The organism is Pseudomonas sp. SJZ103 (assembly GCF_007828335.1).
GTDB lineage: Bacteria > Pseudomonadota > Gammaproteobacteria > Pseudomonadales > Pseudomonadaceae > Aquipseudomonas.
The window spans coordinates 397,905-418,346 of record NZ_VIUN01000001.1; the positions used below are offsets into that span (position 1 = coordinate 397,905).

The following is a 20,442-nucleotide window of genomic DNA, read 5'->3' on the forward strand; positions in this document are numbered from 1 at the left end:
TGTAAATCGCCCGCCGACCCAAGCCCAAATGGGGGGAGGGGGGTGGCCCCGGTTGGGGTTGGAAATTTCAACATCTCTGTTGAATGATCCACCGCCATCGGGAGCAAGCCCCCTCCCACATTTTTATCGCATTTAAGCTTTACGGGCGTTTGCGTTCTACAGCCCGCAGCAAGTGCGTCGGCGGTGTCTCGCAGCTGATCTTGCGCCCCAGCAAGGTCTCGATCGACGGCAACTGATACGAGTCATCTTCCCCGGCAAAGCTGATCGACACACCCGCTGCGCCCGCCCGGCCGGTGCGGCCAATACGGTGCACATAGTCGTCCGGCACTTCCGGCAGGGTGAAGTTGATCACGTGGCTGATGCCGTCGATGTGAATCCCGCGCCCGGCCACGTCGGTGGCCACCAGCACGCGAATCTTGCCTTCGCGGAAGCCTTCCAGGGTCTTGATGCGTTTGTGTTGCGGCACGTCGCCGGACAGTTGCGCGGCGTTGACGCCATCGCGCACCAGGCGTTCTTCGATGCGGCGCACTTCGTCCTTGCGGTTGGCGAACACCATCACGCGCTCCCAACCGTTGTCGTTGACCAGGTTATAGAGCAGCTTGTACTTGTCGGCACCGGCCACGGCATAGATGTGCTGTTCGACATTTTCGCTGGCGACGTTCAGCGCCTCGATTTCGACGATGGACGGCTCGGTGGTCCACTGCTTGGCGAGGTTCATCACGTCTTCGGTGAAGGTCGCGGAGAACAGCAGGGTCTGGCGCTCTGCCTTTGGCGGTGTCTGGCGAATGATCTGGCGCACTTGTGGGATGAAACCCATGTCGAGCATGCGGTCGGCTTCGTCCAGCACCATCACTTCGACCATGTCCAGGTGCACATCACCGCGCTGGTTGAAGTCCAGCAGGCGGCCGGGGGTGGCGACCAGGATGTCGCAGTGGCGGGCTTCGAGGTGCTTGAGCTGCTTGTCGAAGTCCATGCCGCCCACGAACGTCATCACGTTGAGGCCGGTGTACTTGGTCAGGTCGGCGGCGTCCTTGGCGATCTGTACCACCAGTTCACGGGTAGGCGCGATGATCAGCGCGCGCGGTTCACCCATGTAGCGCTCTTTCGGCGGCGGCGTTTGCAGCAACTGGGTGATGATCGAGATCAGGAACGCGGCGGTCTTGCCGGTACCGGTCTGGGCGCGGCCGATGGCGTCTTTGCCGGCCAGGGTGAAGCCCAATACCTGCGCCTGGATCGGCGTGCAGTATGGGAACCCCAGGTCCTGGATGGCGTGCATCAGTTCCGGGGCCAGTTTGAAATCGTGGAAGCGGGTTTTGCCTTCCTGAGGCTCGACGACGAAGTCTTCGAGTTTCCACGGGATCACCGGTGGTTTGGGGGCGCGTTCCCGGCGAGGCTTGGGGGCGGGGGCGGCTTGCGTCTCAGGTTTTGCCTGTTCGGGCGGTGTCACCGTCGGCGTCTTTGGCTGGGCGACAGGTGCAGTCCGGCCTGGCTGTTGACCGTCATTGCGGCTGCCGGAGGAGGGGACAGGAGCACTGGGAACAGGCGCGAGCGGCTCAGCCTCGCTTTTGCCGAACATTTTCTTGAGTGCTTTGAGCACGGTGATCTCATTAATTGGTTAAGGAATGTACGCCGGCCAGTGTAATGCAAGAATCGGGCGCGGCGTAGTGCGTCTGTCATACGGCTACATAAACGTGGGTTTCAGCCCAGGCGAGCGGTCAACCAAGTCCCTATATCGTGTATCTCCTGCGGTAACACTTCGTGGCCCATTGGGTATTCCTGCCATGTCACGGTGACACCACGGGTTTTCAGATGCTCGTAGGCGCTGCGGCCCATGGCGTTCTGTACTACCTCGTCGTACTGACCATGCAGGCACAGGGTGGGAATGCGTTGCTGGCTGGCCGACAATTCGAGCTCGTCACTGAAGGTGGGCGCGTAGGTGGAGAGGGCGATTACGCCGCCCAATGGCCCCTCCCAATTCAGGAACGCGGTGTGGAATACCACGGCCCCACCTTGGGAAAAGCCCGCGAGGAAAATCCGCGAAGCGTCTATTCCGGTTCTCTTCTGGGCTTCGATCAGATCGGTCACCATTTTTGCCGACACTTCCAGCTCTTCCAGGCTGATCGAGCGCGCCGGGCTCATGGCCTTGATGTCGTACCAACTGGGCATCTCGTAGCCGCCGTTGATCGTCACTGGGCGGGTCGGTGCCTGGGGCAATACAAAGCGGGTGGACAGCAAGCTTTCCTGCAGCGCCTCGGCCACCGGCAGGAAGTCGTAGCGATCGGCACCCAGGCCATGCAACCAGATTACGCAGGCGTCTGCGGGCTTGGCGGGCTGAAGAATCAAGGGTTCGGTCATGTCTGCTCCATATATGTGCGTGCGCTCCGATTGGGTGCGTCGGAACGGTGCGCGACAGGTTGATCTGTTAAGAGAATGTCGCAAGGGTGAATCTTTTTCCATTGACTAGGGGCTGAAACGACTCAGCCGCCGTTCTGGTACGCGCCTTGCTATGTGTAGGGCGATGTCAGAACTTTCCTGAGGCGGTAACACTATCAGTGACTGCCGCTTTCGGGATAGCAGCTGGAATTTCCGCGAAAGCCTCATGCCGCTTGACCCCAAAAAAAGCCAACACGGGTCGATATCGCCTCATAAGGGTGCGCTGAGGTTGGAGCTTCGACACAACAAGAGCAACTGGAGGTTTGAATGAAGGTATTGAAATCCACCCTGGCCATCGTTTCTGCGGCGGCTGTACTGGGTGTCAGTGGTTTCGCCCAGGCTGGCGCTACGCTGGACGCCGTGCAGAAGAAAGGTTTTGTGCAATGTGGCGTGAGTGACGGCTTGCCGGGTTTCTCGGTACCGGATGCCAGCGGCAAGATCCTCGGGATCGATGCTGACGTTTGCCGTGCCGTGGCCGCTGCCGTTTTTGGCGACGCCACCAAGGTCAAATTCAGCCAGTTGAACGCCAAGGAGCGTTTCACCGCGCTTCAGTCCGGCGAAGTCGACATCCTGTCGCGTAACACCACCATGACCAGCTCCCGCGATGCGGGTATGGGCCTGAAATTCCCAGGCTTCATCACTTACTACGACGGCATCGGCTTCCTGGTTAACAGTAAGCTGGGCGTCAAAAGTGCCAAGGAACTGGACGGTGCAACCATCTGCATCCAGGCCGGTACTACCACCGAGCTGAACGTTTCCGACTACTTCCGCGGCAACAACCTCAAGTACACCCCGATCACCTTCGACACCTCCGATGAAAGCGCCAAATCGCTGGAATCCGGTCGTTGCGACGTACTGACCTCCGACAAGTCCCAACTGTTCGCCCAGCGCAGCAAGCTGGCCGCGCCGAAGGACTACGTGGTTCTGCCGGAAACCATTTCCAAGGAGCCGCTGGGCCCTGTCGTGCGTAACGGCGATGACGAGTGGCTGGCCATCGTGCGCTGGGTGGGCTACGCCATGCTCAACGCTGAAGAAGCCGGCATCACTTCCAAAAACGTTGAAGCTGAAGCCAAGTCCACCAAGAATCCGGACGTTGCACGTCTGCTCGGTGCTGACGGCGAATACGGCAAAGACTTGAAAGTGAAGAAAGATTGGGTCGTACAGATCGTCAAGCAAGTCGGTAACTACGGTGAAGTGTTCGAGCGCAACCTGGGCAAGAGCACCCCGCTGGAAATCGACCGTGGCCTGAACGCGCTGTGGAACGCTGGCGGCATTCAATACGCACCCCCTGTGCGCTGATCGCTGATGGTTCTGTCACCCGGAGGGCCAACCGCCGGGTGATGTTCTGTTCCATTCTTTCCGGGGCACTTCATGCAAAAACAAATCGGCGCACCAAAGCAGAAGCTCAGCTTCAGCGATCCCAAAGTGCGTGCGTGGCTCTTCCAGATCATCACGATTGTGGCGGTGATCTCGCTGGGCTGGTACCTCTTCGACAATACCCAGACCAACCTTCAGCACCGGGGCATTACCTCGGGTTTCGACTTTCTTGAGCGCAGTGCCGGCTTCGGCATCGCGCAGCATCTGATCGACTACACCGAATCGGACAGCTATGCCCGCGTCTTTGTCATCGGCTTGCTCAACACCTTGCTGGTGACCGTGATCGGGGTGGTCCTGGCGACGCTGCTCGGCTTCATCATCGGTGTGGCACGTCTGTCCCCGAACTGGATGATCAACAAGCTGGCGACCGTGTATGTGGAAGTGTTCCGCAACATTCCGCCGCTGCTGCAGATCCTGTTCTGGTACTTCGCGGTGTTCCTGACCATGCCGGGGCCACGCAACAGCCATAACTTCGACGACACCTTCTTTGTCAGCAGCCGTGGCCTGAACATGCCGGCAGCGCTGGCCGCTGACGGGTTCTGGCCGTTTGTGGCCAGCATCGTGGTTGCCATTGTGGCAATCGTGCTGATGGCGCGTTGGGCCAACAAGCGCTTTGAAGCGACCGGCGTACCCTTCCATAAGTTCTGGGCGGGCCTGGCGCTGTTTATCGTGATCCCAGCGTTGTGTGCCTTGATCTTCGGCGCGCCGCTGCACTGGGAAATGCCCAAGCTGCAAGGCTTCAACTTTGTCGGCGGCTGGGTACTGATCCCTGAACTGCTGGCGCTGACCCTGGCGCTTACCGTGTACACGGCAGCGTTTATCGCCGAGATCGTGCGTTCGGGCATCAAGTCCGTCAGCCACGGCCAGACCGAAGCTGCGCGCTCCCTGGGCCTGCGTCCTGGGCCGACGCTGCGCAAGGTCATCATCCCGCAAGCCCTGCGGGTGATCATTCCGCCGCTGACCAGCCAGTACCTGAACCTGGCGAAGAACTCGTCGCTGGCCGCCGGTATCGGTTACCCGGAAATGGTTTCGCTGTTTGCCGGCACGGTGCTCAACCAGACCGGCCAGGCCATCGAGGTTATTGCCATCACCATGAGCGTGTACCTGGCGATCAGCATCAGCATTTCCCTGCTGATGAACTGGTACAACAAGCGCATTGCGCTGATCGAGCGGTGAGGAAACGCACATGAGTTCGCATACTTTCAAACCTGATATGCCGCCGCCGAGTAAAGTCTTCGGACCGATGGCCTGGATGCGTGCCAACCTGTTTTCCAGTTGGCTCAATACCCTGCTGACGCTGTTGGCGTTTTACCTGATCTACCTGGTGGTGCCGCCGATCCTGCATTGGGCCATCCTCGATGCCAACTGGGTCGGCACTACTCGCGCCGATTGCACTAAAGAGGGCGCGTGCTGGGTGTTTATCCAACAGCGCTTCGGGCAGTTCATGTACGGCTACTACCCCGGCGACCTGCGCTGGCGTGTAGACCTGACCGTGTGGCTGGCCATTGTCGGCGTGGCACCGTTGTTCATCTCGCGTTTCCCGCGCAAGGCGATTTACGGCCTGGGCTTCCTGGTGTTGTACCCGATCATCGCGTTTTTCCTGCTGCACGGCGGGATCTTCGGCTTGACCAACGTGGCCACCAGCCAATGGGGCGGCCTGATGCTGACCCTGGTCATCGCCACCGTCGGCATCGCCGGTGCCTTGCCACTGGGTATTGTGCTGGCGCTGGGACGGCGTTCGAACATGCCGGCGATTCGTGTGGTCTGCGTGACGTTTATCGAGTTCTGGCGCGGCGTGCCGTTGATCACCGTGCTGTTCATGTCCTCGGTGATGCTGCCGTTGTTCCTGCCTGAAGGCATGGGCATCGACAAGCTGCTGCGGGCGTTGATCGGCGTGATCCTGTTCCAGTCGGCCTACGTGGCCGAAGTGGTGCGCGGTGGCTTGCAGGCGATTCCTAAAGGTCAGTACGAAGCGGCCGCGGCGATGGGCCTGGGTTACTGGCGCAGCATGGGCCTGGTGATTCTGCCGCAAGCCCTGAAGATGGTAATCCCGGGCATCGTCAACACGTTTATCGCGTTGTTCAAGGACACCAGCCTGGTGATCATCATCGGTTTGTTCGACCTGCTCAACAGCGTCAAGCAAGCCGCCGCCGACCCTAAATGGTTGGGCATGGCCACCGAAGGCTATGTGTTTGCCGCCTTGGTGTTCTGGATTTTCTGTTTTGGTATGTCGCGCTATTCCATTCATTTGGAACACAAGCTCGACACAGGCCACAAGCGTTAGGAGTTGATGTTATGAGCGAAGCGATCAAACAGCCTGTGAGCCCTGAAGGCATTATCCAGATGCAGGGCGTCAACAAGTGGTACGGCCAGTTCCACGTGTTGAAAGACATCAACCTCAACGTCAAGCAGGGCGAGCGTATCGTGCTGTGCGGCCCGTCGGGTTCGGGCAAGTCCACCACCATCCGTTGCCTCAACCGTCTGGAAGAGCACCAGCAGGGCCGCATCGTGGTCGATGGCGTGGAGCTGACCAACGACCTCAAGCAGATCGAAGCGATTCGCCGCGAAGTCGGCATGGTGTTCCAGCACTTCAACCTGTTCCCGCACCTGACCATCCTGCAGAACTGCACGCTGGCGCCGATGTGGGTGCGCAAGATGCCCAAGCGCAAGGCCGAGGAAATCGCCATGCACTACCTGGAGCGTGTGCGCATCCCGGAGCAGGCCCACAAGTTTCCGGGGCAACTGTCCGGCGGCCAGCAACAGCGTGTGGCGATTGCCCGTGCCCTGTGCATGAAGCCGAAAATCATGCTGTTCGACGAGCCGACCTCGGCCCTCGACCCGGAAATGGTCAAGGAAGTACTCGACACCATGATCGGCCTGGCCGAAGACGGCATGACCATGTTGTGCGTGACCCACGAAATGGGCTTCGCCCGCACCGTGGCCAACCGCGTGATCTTCATGGACAAGGGCGAGATCGTCGAACAGGCGGCGCCGAATGACTTCTTCGACAACCCGCAGAATGACCGGACCAAGCTGTTCTTGAGCCAGATCCTGCATTGATCGATGCTTGAAAAAATAAACCCGGCCTGGCCGGGTTTATTTTTGTCTGTTCAGGAGGCCTTGATCACCGCCAGATCGTAATGAGGTGTGTACTTTTCCATAAGACACCTGCGCTGAATAATTACCCTCTAAGGGTAATTGTACCAATCGAAAATACTGCTCCTTTTCCAGCCTAAGAACCCTAGTGCGTTGCCTTTGTAGGCAACTCTGAATAGGCTGTAGGAAAATTCATCCTATGATTGGACGAAAGTCTGCATCCCATGACTGACATCGCTCCCCTGATCAAACGCTCCCTGGTGGACCAGGCCCTTGAGCAATTGCGCTGGCGCATCAGCGAAGGCAGGTGGGCCGTCGGCGAACGTCTGCCCACCGAGCCGGAGCTGGCCGCCGAGCTGGGCATCAGCCGCAACACCGTGCGCGAAGCCATGCGTGTGTTGGCGTTCTCCGGGTTGATCGAGATCCGCCAGGGCGACGGCAGTTACCTGCGCTCCATGACCGACCCGCTGGGGGCCATGCGCGCGTTATCTCACTGCAGCCTGGAGCAGGCGCAGGAGACGCGGCAGATCCTGGAAGTGGAGGCCATCGGGCTCGCGGCGTTGCGCCGTACCGAAGCCGACCTCACGGGTTTGCACGAGGCACTCAAAGCCAGCGCGGTGCTGTACCACGGTGACCTGGAGGCCTATATCAGCGCCGACCTGGAGTTCCACAAACGCCTGGTGGACGCCGCGCACAACCCGGCATTGAGCGAGCTGTACCAGTACTTTTCCGCCATCGTCGGCGCCCAGTTGCGCCAGACCCTGAACATTTCGCCGCGCCGCCAGGCGGTGTTCGACCTGCATATCGCCCTGCTCGAAGCCGTGGAACACCAGGACGCGGAACGCGCCAAATCCCTTTGCCGGCAGTTGATCAATGAACCCTGAAACCAAACGTACGACCGAGTTGGAAGAGCTGTTGATCGACGCCGAAGCCGATGACGAAGTGGTGCAAGCCAGTCACCCGCTGGTAAGCCGCCCTTGGCTGTTGCTGCTGGGCCTGATCCTGGTGGCGTTGAACCTGCGCCCGGCGTTGTCGAGCGTGGCGCCGTTGCTGGCCGAGGTTTCCAGCAGCCTGGGATTGTCGGCGGCCAAGGCCGGTTTGCTGACCACCTTGCCGGTGTTGTGCCTCGGCTTGTTCGCGCCCATGGCCCCGATCCTGGCCCGGCGGTTTGGCGCCGAGCGAGTGGTGTTGGGGATTTTGCTGAGCCTGGCCGCCGGCATCATCCTGCGCAGTTCGTTTGGCGAAGTGGGGTTGTTCGCCGGCAGCCTGATTGCCGGTGCGAGCATCGGCATCATCGGCGTATTGCTGCCGGGCATCATCAAGCGCGATTTCGCCAGACACGCCGGCGCCATGACCGGTGTGTACACCATGGCCCTGTGTCTGGGCGCAGCGTTGGCCGCTGGCGCCACGGTGCCGCTGAGTCATTACTTCGGCGACCGCTGGACCATTGGCCTGGGCTTCTGGATTCTGCCGGCGTTGGTGGCAGCGTTGTTCTGGTTACCGCAGGTCGGCCAGAAACACGGCGCCCACCAGGTCGCCTACCGAGTGAAGGGCCTGTTGCGTGACCCGTTGGCCTGGCAGGTCACCCTGTACATGGGTCTGCAATCGTCCCTGTCGTACATCGTGTTTGGCTGGCTGCCGTCGATTTTGATCGGTCGTGGCCTGAGTGCCACCGAAGCCGGTTTGGCGTTGTCCGGCTCCATCATCATGCAGTTGTTCAGTTCCCTGGCCGCACCGTGGCTTGCCACGCGCGGCAAGGACCAGCGCCTGGCGATTGTGGTGGTGATGCTGTTCACCCTGGTTGGATTGTTCGGTTGCCTGTATGCACCGCTGGACGGTCTGTGGGGCTGGGCCATTCTGCTCGGCCTGGGGCAGGGCGGCACGTTCAGCCTGGCGCTGACCTTGATCGTGCTGCGCTCGCGTGATTCCCATGTGGCCGCCAACCTGTCGAGCATGGCCCAGGGCTTCGGTTACACCCTCGCGTCCGTCGGTCCATTCGCGGTGGGCCTGGTGCACGACTGGACCGGCGGTTGGTCGGCCATTGGCTGGATCTTCGCGGTGATCGGCGTGGGTGCGATCATCGCCGGGCTGGGCGCGGGGCGGGCGCTGTATGTGCAGGTCAGCAGCGAGAAACGCTAGAGATACACCACCTCCAGCGTCGCCGAGCCGTCGAGCAAGGTGTCGCTGCTCAGGTCCAGGTTCTTCGTGGCGTTGATCACGGTTTCGACCTTGACCGTGCTGATCAGCTCCCGGATCGCTGACGGGCCGGTTGTGCTGCCGGCCGTGTCGGTGAAGCCCAGGTAACTGTTGGCACCTATGTCGATCGTGTTGAGGTCGGCCGTGCGCCAGGCTATGCCACCGGTGGTGGATTCGGTCCCGTAGACCGGCGCGGTGGTGTCGACCTGGGTCTGGCGAGGGTCGAAACTCAAGGAATAGAGACCGATGCGGTTGCCGCTTTTGTCCAGCCCCAGCCCATAGTAAATCTCGCTGTTGACCGTGGCCGTGCCGTCGCGATTGTCGCGCATGCGCAGGGCGAAGCGACTCGGCGCGTTGCAACCGATACTGACTTGCAGCTGCTTGACCGGCAGGCGTGTGCCCTTGTCGACGTTGAGGTCTTGCTGGGACAGCTTGCCGTAGTCGATCACCCCGCCACTGGACAGCAGCGGTGTGCAGGCGGTCGGCGTGATCCGGCCTTTGACGTTAAGGTCCACGGAGGAAGCGGCCAGCGCTGGCTGGGCTGAGCACAGCAGCAGGGCAGAAAAACTCAGGCAGTACGTGTTCACGAGGGAAGCTCCACAGGCTAGAGGTAGATGATTTCGAGAGTGCCGGAACCATTGATCTGCACCACTTGGCGCAGGTCCAGCGATTGCAGGGGGGCCAGGTAAGCCTTGATGCGCAGGGTGCCGGTGAGGTGTTGGATCGCAACGGGCCCCTGGGTGCTGCCGGCCTTGTCGGTAAAGCCCATATAGCTGTTGGCGGCGATAGGGATCTGTCTGGCACTTGCGCTGCTCCAGGCCGTGCCATTGCTGGTGGAGTCGGTGCGATAGAGCGTGCCGTAGGCATCGGCGACAAAGTCTGCCGGGTCAATGTTCACGTAGAAGCGGCCGATCTTGTTCTGGCTGTTATCCCGGTCCAATCCATAAGCGGTTTCATCGGTGCCGCCGGTGGCCGAGCCGTCGCGGTTGTCGTGCATGCGCAAGGCGAAGCGTGCCGGCCCATCACAGCCGACGGAAAATTGCAGCGGGCGGGTGGGCAGCGGGTTTTCGTGGGTGGCGCTCAGGTCCTTGGCCAGCAGCGTGCCGTAATCCACCAGGCCGCCGTTGGACAGCTGCGGTGTGCAGGCGGCGGGCGCAAAGTGGGCGCGCAGGGTCAACTCCCGATAGCGACCGCTCTGGTGGGCGTCGAATGTTCCGGACACTTCCCACGTGGTGGCTTCGCGGACATGGGTGGCCGCCATGTCCGCCCAGGCGCTGAGGCTCAGTTGCAAGGACAGGTGTTTACCCCGTAGCACGGCCCCGCCTTGCACCGGCGCCACGCCATAGCCCGGGCGCCAATTCACTGCGCTACCGATGGCGGCGGGCGGCTGCGCGGCGGCCTGCAGCAACCCCAGCTCAACCGCCCGGCCATCCAGCACGCCATCGCTGACTTCAATTGCATAACTGCCGTGCTCGGTAAATTGCAGGCGTTGTGCGTCGGCCGCCAGGGCCCGATAGAACACACTCATGTCCGTCGTTTCCGGGCAGTTGAGGTTCAGGCTCAAGCGGCGCTCGCCGAGCAGGCGTTGTGGGGCGCTGTCGTTTTGTGCGAGGCGCTTCATCAGGCCGAAGTCCAGCAAAGGTTCGCTGATGTTCAACTGGCACTCGTCGTCGGCCAAGGCGGTGCCGACGAGACTGACGGTCATCAAGACGGCCGTCAGCCATGGGGCGCGGATAAAGGGCATGGCGATCTTCCTCATGAAGGGGTGCAGCGTGCGGGCGCGGTTTCGAAATACACCAGAGGGTCGCCCTTGGGCGGTAACTCGAACTGCAGTCGGCAGCGCGTCAATCCCGGCGCGCTGACCCACAACCCTGATTGCTCCAGGACGTTGGGTAGAAACACTTGGCCACTGTCCTGGACCAGGGTCACGAACTCGCCCGCATCGGTACTGACGGAGGCACCACGGGGCAGCAGTGCACCGTGTTCGGTGCGTACGGTGAGCAACACCCGGCGAGTCAATGTCACGGCAAAATCGACCCGATCCACTGCTCCACGCCCGGCCGAGATCATCGCCAGGCCGTTGTTGATATCGGCATTGCGCGGCAGTGAACGGGGCTGTACTTCAACCGGGCTGCGGCCATAGGCGCTCACGTGGGGAACCACGGCCTGGCCTTGCCAATCGGTCCAGACCGGGCCGCTGGGGGTACTCAGTTTTACGCCGCTCATCTCGCCCACCGAGACCAGGGCGAAGGTGTCACGCACCGGATACGGCGACAACGTCACCCCGGCGGCATGCAGCACCACGCCGCCTCGGGCACTGCCTTGATAGCTTGAGCGTTCGGCATCGGCGCGGCTGTAGCTGAAGTCGAGTTGGCTGTAGCGGGGCAGTGCCGAAAGACCGAGGGTGGTCTCCACCTGTTGGTCACGGGTGTCATGTTCGGCGCTGACGCGGTAGCTCAGTTGATCGTCGATCTGTTCATTCAACCCCACACCGGTGCGATGTTCGCCGCCCGAGTTGCGTACCCAGGCTCGCACTCGACGGCTCTCGCCCAGGGGCAGGCTGACATTCAGGTAGACGGCATTGTCCTGCTGCTGGCGTCCGCCCATCTGCCATTCGGCACTCGCCGACAGCGATACACCGCCGACGTTCGTGCCCCACGACGCCAGGCCGCGGCTGCTGGTGTTGCCGTCAAAATTGCTGGAGCGCGAAACCCCGGCACTGAATGCGCCCAGCCATGGGTGGGACCAGCCCAGCGTGGCGCTTTGTTGGTCGCGATAACGGGAGCGTCGTTGCTGGGTAGATTCAGGCTCGTAGGTCGCTTCCTCCAGCTCGCGATAACCCGGTGAACGCCAGGAGTTGGCGGCGCTGAACGACCATTGATCATTCAAGCGCTGGGACCATGACAGGTCGGTTTGCACGCCACGTACGGCGTGCGGTGCCTGGGTATCGGCAACCTGGGTGGACAGTTGGACCTGGCTGTCCAACCATGGCAGCCAGCCCAGGCTCACACCCGCAGCCCGGTATTCGCTGGACGCCAGCACACCGCTGCCCAAGGACAGCTGCGGGTGCACGGCACCGGTCCAGCCCGCGCTGACCACCCAAGGCTCGTCGCCTTGGCCGTCGCCGATATTGCGCACCCGTCCCGCCGCCATCGAGTACCCGGGCGCCGCCATCCCAACGCCGAGCATGGCCGCCGGTACGGTAAAGCGGCGCTCGCCACCGCTGCTTTCCTTGACCGTGACTTCGACGTCAGAGCGTGAGTTCAGGCGCCGTACATCGGTCAGCGAAAACGGCCCGGCCGGAACCACCGTGGAATGAATCAACGCACCGTTCTGTCGCACCTCGACTTGCGCCGGGCTGTTGGCGATACCGTCGATGGTCGCGCCCTGGCCTTGTTCTTGAAGGGCCTGTTCGGTGAGGACCTGGACCCCGGTGATCTGCGCCCCTGACAATACCGGGTTGTAGAGGTTGATTTGCCCCGCTTGCAGCACCGCCTGATGGCTGGCGAAGGTACGCTGGGCATAGGCCTCCAGGTGCGTACTGCGCGAGAGGCCATCCTGCCAGGTCTGTACCTGGCGGCTGCGTACGACCCAGTCGCCGGCGTTGAACCCTACCTCGGTATTGGCCGAACCGAACCGGCTGTTGTCGTCACCGAAGCGGTTATAAAAACCGGTGAGGTCGTAATTGAGCAGGCCGGCAAAACCACCGGTTTCGTACCCTGAGACGTCCTGCTGCAGCGGTCGTAGCGCTTCAGTCGGTACCACCAGCGACACCGTGAGCGTGGCGGGGTCCGGTTCCACCAGGGTTTGCGGGTACTGGTCGAGAAAGGCGTGGCAGCGCTCGCTGTCGTCGGGAATGATCAGGTTGGCGAGATCCAGCAACGCACGGTCGAAACACAAGGCACCGTCTTGATCAAAGCCGACCTCCAGTCGCCCGCGGCGCTGGCCATTGACCAGCAGGCTCACGGCATGCCGTCCTGCGGCAAAACGCGGGGCGTCCAGCAGCAGGTTGGCGAGCGTCGGATCAATTCCACGTTGGTGCAAGGTGGCGGCATCAAAGCTCGGTCGTTCATCCGCCCAGGCCTTGGTGGGCAGCAGTGCGCACGCCAACAGTATCGTCGGCAGTGCAAAACGGGGTGGCCTGTCGGGCAGGGCTTCGCCGTCACGGTAACTCAATACTGTTTTCACGAAAGGCACTCGAAGGGTGTGGTGACGGTCAGTGAGCCGTCACTTCGTGATACAGGCGCCTGGACGCCCGGGGTTTTCGTCAGAAGGTGAGGGGCGCTTCATAAGCGCCTACGGCAAAGCCATAGACCGTTGCCGGCTGCAACCGGACTGTACTGGCCGCACCGCCGGTGGCTGCAATGCTCAGGTGTTCCCCGGGCAACACATAGGTGCGCGGCAACATCGCTCGACCATTGCCAGGCAACAGGCGTAGTTCCTGGGCCAGTCGCACCACATAAGGGGTGTCGTTACGCACCTGCAACGTGCCGCCGTTGAGTGACCAGGTCAGGCCGGTCCAGGGCGTGCGGTTGGGGGCGAGCCCTTTGGGGTGAATGATGACGGGCAGGTTCTGACGTACCGTCACGCCGACCCGCGCGTGTCCGGCTTCGGTCGCCGATCGGCCTTGGGGCATGCCTTCGAAAATCACGCGCTTGAGCCGTTGGGTGTGCAGCGGTTGGGGGCTTTGCAAAATGAAACGCACCAGTTGCGATTTGGACGGCTCCACCCGCGACAGCGGCGGAGTCACCACCAGCAGCGGCTCGGGGTCTTCGGGAATGTCTTCCAGCGTGACGTGGAGCAGGGCCAGTTGGCTATCGGTGTTAGTGACCGACACAGCGGCTTCACCCTCGGCTTCGTGAACGATCACGACGGAGGTGTCCGGGACCATGCCGTCAGCCTGTGCACCCGTGGCAAGCAGCAGCGTCAGGGCCAAGAGGCAGGTGGCGGTGTTGAACAATGTCGTCGTCATGACGGGGTTTTCCATTGGGGCTGTGTGAAAAATCAGAGGTAACGAAGATCCAGCACGATGGAGCCATCGAGGGGGACTTCCTGATTCAGGGTCAGGTACTGGGCAAAGTTGATAGCGGTGTCGATGCGCAACTGAGCGCGCAGTTGGCCGATAAAGTCGGGCTGGCGATCACCGAGCGGCGCAAAGCCCATGTAGGCTTTGGGGTAGGCATTGGGCTCCGGGGCCCAGGTTTCACCACTATCGTTGGAGGCCAGCACCTGTAGGGACTGCGCGTCGCCTACCGGGTTTTGATAAGACACTGCCACGGATCCCAGGCGCTCCTGCGGGGCGTGGGGGTTTTTGCCCAGGCCGTAGAACGATCCGGGCGCCAGTGAAGACTCCACTCGGTTATCAAGCCCCACCAAGGTGAACAGCATTGGTCGGCTGCACTGCACATTCAGCTCCAGCACGCGGCTGGGCAGGGCTGTGAACTCGCTGGCGTTGAGCGTATGGGAGGGGATTTTCCCGTGGTCGACCGTACCCTCGTCTGACAGCGTGACGTGACAGGCATCCGGGGTCAGGCGGCCGGTTACGGTGAGGTCGACAGCGGATGCAGCGAAGACCGGATGAGTGGTTGCCAGCAAGAGCAAAACCGCCGGCAGGCGAGGGAGCGTGTTCATGGGAAGGCGCCACGTGTCGAGGTGAATGCGGGCGATACGAAAAACACGCCCAGGCCTGCGAATCACGCCAGGCATGGGCGCCCGTGGGCTTACAGGTACTTCACTTCAAGGGTGGCCGAACCGTCGAGGGTGACCTCGTTGCTCAGATCCAGGCCATCGGTGCGGGCAATAGAGGTATCCACCACCAGCTCCGTCACCAGTTCCTTGACCGAGGCTGGCTGTGTGGCGTCATCCATCGTGGCGACCGACATATACAAGCCTGCGTCCCAGAGTTTTTCGCTGTACCAGGTATTGCCACCGTCCCCGGAGGCAATGGTTTGCATCGGCGTACCGTCGGCGACGGCATTGCGCAGCGTCAGTTGAAACCAGCCGAGTTTCTGGGTGCCGTTGATCAGGCCCAGGCCGTAGTCGGAGGTGGATATCGATGACCCGGCACGGTTGTCGACGGAGTGCAGGGCAAATTGAATCGGTGCATCGCAGGTTACCGCCATGGTCATGACGTGAGTCCCGATGTGCGTGGCGTTATCCGGGCGCAGGTCTTTGGCGGAAATCTTGCCGTGGTCGATGACCCCGCCGCTGGTCAGGTTGGGTGTGCAGGCACTGGGCACGATCAGGCCCTTGACCGTCAGGTCTACGGTGGAGGCCGCATAGGTGGAAGCGCAGGTCAGCAGCATCAGGCTGGTGGCGACGGTACTGAGCAGTATCTTCATGGTGATCGAACTCCTTTCGCTAAGAGGGTGGTTACAAGTACTTGAGCTGGACCGTGGCGTGCCCGTCGATGGGGACTTCGTCCAGCAGGGTCAAGGTGTCGGCAGGGGCGACATGGGTATACAGGCGGATCTCGGCGTCAAAGTCCCGAACGGCGATAGGCAGCCGCTGATCGCCGATTGCCACGGCCGTCAGTTTCATGTGATTGAGCTGATTGGTCGGCTCCCAAGTCACACCGCCATCGCTTGAAGTAATGATGGTTGCGGCAATGCCATCCGCCACCGGTGTGTACAGGTGAAAGGCGGTGCCGCCGAGCTTTTCATCGTTTGGCGTCATACCCAGGCCATGCCAATGATCGTGGTTGGCCGACGAGCCAGTGCGGTTATCAATGGTATTGAGGGTGAAAAATGTCGGCCCTTCGCAGCGCACACTCAATTGCATGCTTTGGTTGGGCAGCACGGTGTGTTGCTCTGCATTGAGCGACTTGGCCGACATCTTCCCGAATTCGATCACACCGCCACCGGAGACCAGTGGGGCACAGGCACTGGGAGTGATGCTGCCTTTGACTGTCAGGTCGGTGGTGCTGGCGGCAAACGCTGGCGGAGTGAACAGCAGCATCAGCATGAGCCGCGAGGCTAGAGCGTTCATAGGCATGGTTTCCTTGTCAGGAGGGTTCAACGGATCGTCGGGTTACAGGTACTTCACTTCCAGGGTCGCCGAGCCGTCCAGAGCGACTTCGTCGGTCAGGGTCAGGGTGTTTGCCGGGGCGATCCAGGTGTTGAACAAGACTTCCACGGAGGCATTTTCGAGGGGGTGGGGCAAGTAACCGACATCCGGAACGAAGCTGCCGAATGCAATCAATCGGTTCGGCTCGACGTAGTCATCGTCCCATTGCATCCGCCATGCGCCGTCGCGAAATTGCAGCATATCGGACGGGATATCGGCGACCGGGTTACGCACGATCACGACATACAAGCCGAGTTTTTCCGTGCCGTTGATCAGTCCCAGCCCGTAGCCTGCGATGTTGCTGTTGGACGATGTCCCGGCCCGGTTATCGACTGGATTGATCGCAAAAAGAGTCTGGGCCTCGCAGTTCACCGTCAACTGAAGGGTTTTGTCTTCAAGTCGTGTCGTTCCGTCCTGATTCAAGTCTTTGGCCGAGATCTTCCCGAAGTCGACCGTACCCGGCAGTGTGAGGGTGCAGGCGCTTGGAGTGATCAGGCCCTTGACGGTCAGGTCCACGCTGCTGGCGGCAAAGGTGGATGTAGCACTGGTGAGCAACAGGGCGGCGCTCAACAGGATTAGGGACTTGCTCATTTCTATACGTTCCACTACAGGGCTGGCTGATAAAGCGCGCGCACGGCATCGTCCGGTCTTTCGGCGAAGGCGGCGAGCAAGGCGGCGGGTTGTATTTGGTCAGGGCCGCTTAAGTCAGCGAGACCATTCCCTCTTTGCGGGGTGGCGGCAATTTAGCCGGGGGGCGGGATGGGGGAAATACAACTATTACGACAATCGAAGTAACAGGTATTTGGGCGTTAGTTCGTGGGAATTTATGTTCTTAGTCGTAGGAAAACTAGATTTTTCGTAGTTGTTGTATCGTCTTTTTTACATCCTTAGGGATATTCATTGTTGCTTATGACAGTCATATGAGCGCCACGGGAATTTTGCACGCTGTTCGTTGATCTGGCTGTTGCATCTTCCAACCCCACTCAGATGGGTATTGATGAACTCATGGGCTGAACAATCAATGTAAGCGCAGTGAGGTGACCATGGTGACAAGGGTATTTTCCAATCAAGTACCTGTCCTGAAGTTGGCACCCTCGCCCCCACCACCGCTAGTGGAGGCGCCGGCGTGTTGTGCAGGTGCGATCGCGTGGCCGACGCGTGCCCGCCTGATCGACATTTTCGGCAGTGATGAGATGGTGAACCGGGCGCTGGCCAGCCTGATGGATGAAGCACGTGAAGACAACGCGTTGTTGGACCTGGCGCAGGCCCGCGCCGATGCGTCATTGGTGGTGGAGCGATTGCACCGACTGGTGGGCAGCCTGGCGTTCGTCGGGGGCGTTGACCTGGAGCGCCGCGCCGAGCAGTTGATCGCTCGAGTCCAGGCCCGTGGTGTGGTGGCGAACATGCCGCAGTTGCAAGTCTTTCAGCGTAACTTGCGCGTATACATTGCTTATCTAAGCCGGTTATGAATCCTTGGAATAGAGAGTCTTGTAGGATGTTTCCCCTTTGTGTTGGAGGCTTTGTATGTAGGTAGTTTCTTTTTGTTTTGTAGGTATAAGTTTGTCAGCTATCAAACACGGGTCGCGGTCCGGAACGTGTCGCACCGAGTGGTTGTTGACGCGCGAGGACACAGGTATTTTTGCGCCAATTCCAGTTGCCATCATTCGTGGGTATTTATGCTGCGTGTAATTATTGCCGACGATCACCCCATTGTGCGCATCGGGCAACGGGTGGTGATTGAGGCGGGCGGTAGATGCAAAGTCGTCGGTGAGGCCGACGGTCCCGATGAGTTACTCCGGTTGTTGAGTACGGTGGCGTGTGACGTGCTGGTGACTGACTTCGCCATGCCGGGTGGTCAGCAGGCGGACGGCTACGGGTTGCTGGGATTGTTGCGACGCCAGTACCCGAATTTGCCGGTGATTCTGGTCACCATGTTTGCCAATGTGGCGACGTTGCGTGCTTCCTTTGCCCATGGGGCACGGGCGATTGTCGCCAAGAGCGCCTCGGCCAGGGAGCTGCCCACCGCCATCGGTACAGTGATCAAGGGCGAGACATTTGTCAGTGAATGCCTGCGGGCCCAGTTGGTGGAGGCGGGCACCGGAGATCAACTGCAACAGCCGCAGTTATCCAGCAAGGAACGCGAAGTGGTGAGGATGCTGGCCAGCGGCATGACCGTCAGCCAGATTGCGGCCCGGGTCAATCGCAGTATTTCCACGATCAGCAAGCAGAAAAGCACCGCCATGAGCCGGCTGTGCATTTCCACCGACGTGGATCTGTTTGCCTATGCCCGCAGCTGCGGCATGGTGCCGTAGCGCCGGGTGGGTCATTCCCGGTGTAAATGGCGATAGAGTTTTACCGGCGCCCGGACTATCTTGGACGGCTTAAAACCCCTGGTTTGGAACCTGCCCATGAGCGACGCACACAACGCCCTGATCACCGAGTTCTACAGCGCCTTCCAGCGGCTGGATGCCGAGGCCATGGCGGCCTGCTACACCGAGGATGTGCTGTTCAGCGACCCGGCTTTCGGTGAATTGCGCGGGCGTGACGCCGGCGATATGTGGCGCATGCTCACTACCCGGGCCAAGGATTTTTCCCTGACGTTCGACCATGTACGCAGCGATGAAACGACCGGCAGCGCGCACTGGGTCGCGACTTACCTGTTCAGCGCCACCGGCAATACGGTGGTCAACGATATCGGCGCGCGGTTCGTGTTTCGCGATGGCAAGATCTGCGAACACCACGACCACTTCGACCTGTGGCGCTGGTCGCGTCAGGCCCTGGGCCTCAAGGGCCTGTTGCTGGGCTGGTCGCCGGCACTGAAAAACGCCGTGCGTGCCCAGGCACTCAAAGGCCTCAGGGCATTTCAGGCCGGTCGTTGATAAGCTTGGCGCTCTTCTGGTTTGCCGAATCGACCCGTGACTGATCCTTCTGAACCCAAACCCTGGTTTGTGTACCTGGTACGCGCCGCCAATGGCGCGTTGTATTGCGGCATCAGCAATGACCCGGTGCGTCGTTTTGCCTCTCATCAGAGCGGCAAGGGCGCACGGTTTTTCCTGTCCAGCCCGGCGGTCGCGCTGGTGTACACGGAGCAATGCGCGAGCAAAGGCGAGGCGTTGCGTCAGGAACGCTTGATCAAGAAGTTGAAGAAAAGCGCCAAGGAGTGCCTGGCGGCGAGTGGCTCATTGATTTGATTGATGGGTTGCCATCGTCCCCACGCGCGGTGTTGCAGGCTAAGCTAGTGGCTCACTTCGCCAACGGAGCCGGGCATGTCCGAGCTGATCCTGCACCACTACCCGCAGTCCCCATTCGCTGAAAAAGCCCGCCTGTTGCTGGGCTTCAAGGGCTTGTCCTGGCACTCGGTGCATATCTCGCCGGTGATGCCCAAGCCTGACCTGACCGCCCTCACCGGCGGCTATCGCAAGACCCCGGTGTTGCAAGTCGGCGCCGATATCTACTGCGACACCGCGTTGATCGCCCGGCGCCTGGAGCAGGATAAAGCGGCACCGGCGCTGTTTCCCCAAGGCCTGGAACTGGTCACCCAAGGCTTCGCGGCCTGGGCGGATTCGGTGGTGTTTTCCCATGCCGTAGCGCTGGTGTTCCAGCCCGAATCCCTGGCGGTCAAATTTGCCAAGGTACCGCCGGAGCTGCTTCAGGTGCTGGTGGCTGACCGCAGCAAACTGTTCAGCGATGGCACGGCAGCCCGTGTGCAACTCGACCAGGTCAAGCACCAATGGCCGGTCATCATCGGCCGCATTGATCAGCAATTGCAGCACGCGCCTGGGGATTTCCTGTTCGGCGAACCTTCGATTGCCGACTTTGCCCTGGCGCACCCGCTGTGGTTCCTCAAAGGCTCTTCGGTGACGGCGCCGCTGGTGGACGCCTATCCCGCCGTAGTCGCCTGGCTTGACCGCGTGCTGAGCTTCGGCCATGGCACTGCTACCCAGATGAGCGCCGAGCAAGCCCTGGACGTGGCGCGCAATGCCACACCGGCGGCGCTGCCCGAAGCGCTGTTCGAGGACTTGAACGGCTTCAAGCCCGGCCAGCAGGTGAGCATCTCGGCCACTGACTACGGCACCGACCCGGTCGTGGGTGAGCTGTTGTTTGCCGGGCGCGAAGAACTGATCCTGCGCCGCACCGATGAACGCGCCGGCACCGTGCATGTGCATTTCCCACGCTGGGGGTTCCGCATTCAGGCGCAATAAATAAAAATATTTGCCAACAAAGGTGAGGTAAATCGCCCGCCAATCCGTGTAGTGCTTGAAACTGCGATCTATT

Annotated in this window: 21 protein-coding genes; 11 read left to right on the forward strand and 10 right to left on the reverse strand. The window is 60.9% G+C overall.

Annotation, left to right across the window (positions count from 1 at the left end; translation table 11 throughout):
* Positions 1-139: 139 nt before the first annotated feature.
* Entirely contained in the window at positions 140-1,603 is a 1,464-nt protein-coding gene (gene rhlB / locus FBY10_RS02045) for an ATP-dependent RNA helicase RhlB (protein WP_167654877.1), read from the reverse strand.
* Between the two features lie 95 nt (positions 1,604-1,698).
* Entirely contained in the window at positions 1,699-2,355 is a 657-nt protein-coding gene (locus tag FBY10_RS02050; protein WP_131698341.1) for an alpha/beta hydrolase, read from the reverse strand.
* A gap of 345 nt (positions 2,356-2,700) precedes the next feature.
* On the opposite strand from FBY10_RS02050, the gene FBY10_RS02055 reads away from it, so the two are divergent.
* From FBY10_RS02055 to FBY10_RS02080, 6 genes are all read left to right on the forward strand, one after another.
* Positions 2,701-3,732, forward strand: a complete 1,032-nt coding sequence (locus FBY10_RS02055) for an amino acid ABC transporter substrate-binding protein (protein ID WP_145335267.1) — start codon at positions 2,701-2,703, stop codon at positions 3,730-3,732.
* 72 nt (positions 3,733-3,804) lie between these two features.
* Positions 3,805-4,986, forward strand: a complete 1,182-nt coding sequence (locus tag FBY10_RS02060; RefSeq protein WP_145335264.1) for an amino acid ABC transporter permease — start codon at positions 3,805-3,807, stop codon at positions 4,984-4,986.
* 10 nt (positions 4,987-4,996) lie between these two features.
* The gene (locus tag FBY10_RS02065; protein ID WP_131698338.1) at positions 4,997-6,094 is read left to right on the forward strand and encodes an amino acid ABC transporter permease; all 1,098 of its coding nucleotides are present in this window, start codon (positions 4,997-4,999) and stop codon (positions 6,092-6,094) included.
* A gap of 11 nt (positions 6,095-6,105) precedes the next feature.
* A complete protein-coding gene (locus FBY10_RS02070; protein WP_003171943.1) occupies positions 6,106-6,870 on the forward strand; it encodes an amino acid ABC transporter ATP-binding protein in 765 nt (254 codons plus the stop codon).
* Between the two features lie 260 nt (positions 6,871-7,130).
* The gene (locus tag FBY10_RS02075; RefSeq protein ID WP_145335262.1) at positions 7,131-7,790 is read left to right on the forward strand and encodes a FadR/GntR family transcriptional regulator; all 660 of its coding nucleotides are present in this window, start codon (positions 7,131-7,133) and stop codon (positions 7,788-7,790) included.
* The gene (locus tag FBY10_RS02080; RefSeq protein WP_131698336.1) at positions 7,780-9,045 is read left to right on the forward strand and encodes a CynX/NimT family MFS transporter; all 1,266 of its coding nucleotides are present in this window, start codon (positions 7,780-7,782) and stop codon (positions 9,043-9,045) included. Before FBY10_RS02075 ends, FBY10_RS02080 begins: the two co-directional genes overlap by 11 nt.
* Here FBY10_RS02080 and FBY10_RS02085 read toward each other — a convergent pair.
* From FBY10_RS02085 to FBY10_RS02120, 8 genes are all read right to left on the reverse strand, one after another.
* Positions 9,042-9,689, reverse strand: coding sequence for a DUF1120 domain-containing protein (locus FBY10_RS02085; RefSeq protein WP_131698335.1), 648 nt, complete (start codon positions 9,687-9,689; stop codon positions 9,042-9,044). The two genes, FBY10_RS02080 and FBY10_RS02085, sit on opposite strands and share 4 nt — an antisense overlap.
* Before the next feature lie 17 nt (positions 9,690-9,706).
* Entirely contained in the window at positions 9,707-10,846 is a 1,140-nt protein-coding gene (locus FBY10_RS02090; RefSeq protein WP_145335260.1) for a DUF1120 domain-containing protein, read from the reverse strand.
* Between the two features lie 11 nt (positions 10,847-10,857).
* Positions 10,858-13,290, reverse strand: a complete 2,433-nt coding sequence (locus tag FBY10_RS02095; protein WP_178116710.1) for a fimbria/pilus outer membrane usher protein — start codon at positions 13,288-13,290, stop codon at positions 10,858-10,860.
* 79 nt (positions 13,291-13,369) lie between these two features.
* Complete coding sequence (locus tag FBY10_RS02100; protein WP_145335258.1) at positions 13,370-14,074, reverse strand: fimbria/pilus chaperone family protein; 705 nt, start codon at positions 14,072-14,074, stop codon at positions 13,370-13,372.
* A 32-nt stretch (positions 14,075-14,106) separates the two neighbouring features.
* Positions 14,107-14,733, reverse strand: a complete 627-nt coding sequence (locus FBY10_RS02105; RefSeq protein ID WP_145335256.1) for a DUF1120 domain-containing protein — start codon at positions 14,731-14,733, stop codon at positions 14,107-14,109.
* Between the two features lie 89 nt (positions 14,734-14,822).
* Entirely contained in the window at positions 14,823-15,443 is a 621-nt protein-coding gene (locus tag FBY10_RS02110; RefSeq protein ID WP_131698331.1) for a DUF1120 domain-containing protein, read from the reverse strand.
* A 31-nt stretch (positions 15,444-15,474) separates the two neighbouring features.
* Positions 15,475-16,089: a DUF1120 domain-containing protein gene (locus FBY10_RS02115; RefSeq protein ID WP_131698330.1), complete on the reverse strand. Its 615-nt coding sequence runs from the start codon at positions 16,087-16,089 to the stop codon at positions 15,475-15,477.
* Positions 16,090-16,131: 42 nt separating this feature from the next.
* Entirely contained in the window at positions 16,132-16,758 is a 627-nt protein-coding gene (locus FBY10_RS02120) for a DUF1120 domain-containing protein (RefSeq protein WP_145335255.1), read from the reverse strand.
* 452 nt (positions 16,759-17,210) lie between these two features.
* Between FBY10_RS02120 and FBY10_RS31425 the strand changes: the two genes are divergently transcribed.
* From FBY10_RS31425 to FBY10_RS02145, 5 genes are all read left to right on the forward strand, one after another.
* The gene (locus FBY10_RS31425) at positions 17,211-17,636 is read left to right on the forward strand and encodes an Hpt domain-containing protein (protein WP_131698328.1); all 426 of its coding nucleotides are present in this window, start codon (positions 17,211-17,213) and stop codon (positions 17,634-17,636) included.
* Between the two features lie 207 nt (positions 17,637-17,843).
* On the forward strand, positions 17,844-18,479 hold the full coding sequence (locus FBY10_RS02130; RefSeq protein ID WP_131698327.1) for a response regulator transcription factor: 636 nt from the start codon (positions 17,844-17,846) through the stop codon (positions 18,477-18,479).
* Positions 18,480-18,575: 96 nt separating this feature from the next.
* Entirely contained in the window at positions 18,576-19,046 is a 471-nt protein-coding gene (locus tag FBY10_RS02135; protein WP_065938610.1) for a nuclear transport factor 2 family protein, read from the forward strand.
* Between the two features lie 36 nt (positions 19,047-19,082).
* Complete coding sequence (locus FBY10_RS02140) at positions 19,083-19,358, forward strand: GIY-YIG nuclease family protein (RefSeq protein WP_090409144.1); 276 nt, start codon at positions 19,083-19,085, stop codon at positions 19,356-19,358.
* A 75-nt stretch (positions 19,359-19,433) separates the two neighbouring features.
* Entirely contained in the window at positions 19,434-20,369 is a 936-nt protein-coding gene (locus FBY10_RS02145) for a glutathione S-transferase family protein (RefSeq protein WP_145335253.1), read from the forward strand.
* Positions 20,370-20,442: the final 73 nt, after the last annotated feature.

Coding starts and splice junctions, on each gene's coding strand:
- FBY10_RS02050 (WP_131698341.1), bottom strand. CDS start 2,355: ATGACCGAACCCTTGATTCTTCAGCCCGCCAAGCCCGCAGACGCCTGC.
- FBY10_RS02055 (WP_145335267.1), top strand. CDS start 2,701: ATGAAGGTATTGAAATCCACCCTGGCCATCGTTTCTGCGGCGGCTGTA.
- FBY10_RS02060 (WP_145335264.1), top strand. CDS start 3,805: ATGCAAAAACAAATCGGCGCACCAAAGCAGAAGCTCAGCTTCAGCGAT.
- FBY10_RS02065 (WP_131698338.1), top strand. CDS start 4,997: ATGAGTTCGCATACTTTCAAACCTGATATGCCGCCGCCGAGTAAAGTC.
- FBY10_RS02070 (WP_003171943.1), top strand. CDS start 6,106: ATGAGCGAAGCGATCAAACAGCCTGTGAGCCCTGAAGGCATTATCCAG.
- FBY10_RS02075 (WP_145335262.1), top strand. CDS start 7,131: ATGACTGACATCGCTCCCCTGATCAAACGCTCCCTGGTGGACCAGGCC.
- FBY10_RS02080 (WP_131698336.1), top strand. CDS start 7,780: ATGAACCCTGAAACCAAACGTACGACCGAGTTGGAAGAGCTGTTGATC.
- FBY10_RS02090 (WP_145335260.1), bottom strand. CDS start 10,846: ATGCCCTTTATCCGCGCCCCATGGCTGACGGCCGTCTTGATGACCGTC.
- FBY10_RS02100 (WP_145335258.1), bottom strand. CDS start 14,074: ATGACGACGACATTGTTCAACACCGCCACCTGCCTCTTGGCCCTGACG.
- FBY10_RS02105 (WP_145335256.1), bottom strand. CDS start 14,733: ATGAACACGCTCCCTCGCCTGCCGGCGGTTTTGCTCTTGCTGGCAACC.
- FBY10_RS02110 (WP_131698331.1), bottom strand. CDS start 15,443: ATGAAGATACTGCTCAGTACCGTCGCCACCAGCCTGATGCTGCTGACC.
- FBY10_RS02115 (WP_131698330.1), bottom strand. CDS start 16,089: ATGAACGCTCTAGCCTCGCGGCTCATGCTGATGCTGCTGTTCACTCCG.
- FBY10_RS02120 (WP_145335255.1), bottom strand. CDS start 16,758: ATGAGCAAGTCCCTAATCCTGTTGAGCGCCGCCCTGTTGCTCACCAGT.
- FBY10_RS31425 (WP_131698328.1), top strand. CDS start 17,211: ATGGTGACAAGGGTATTTTCCAATCAAGTACCTGTCCTGAAGTTGGCA.
- FBY10_RS02130 (WP_131698327.1), top strand. CDS start 17,844: ATGCTGCGTGTAATTATTGCCGACGATCACCCCATTGTGCGCATCGGG.
- FBY10_RS02135 (WP_065938610.1), top strand. CDS start 18,576: ATGAGCGACGCACACAACGCCCTGATCACCGAGTTCTACAGCGCCTTC.
- FBY10_RS02145 (WP_145335253.1), top strand. CDS start 19,434: ATGTCCGAGCTGATCCTGCACCACTACCCGCAGTCCCCATTCGCTGAA.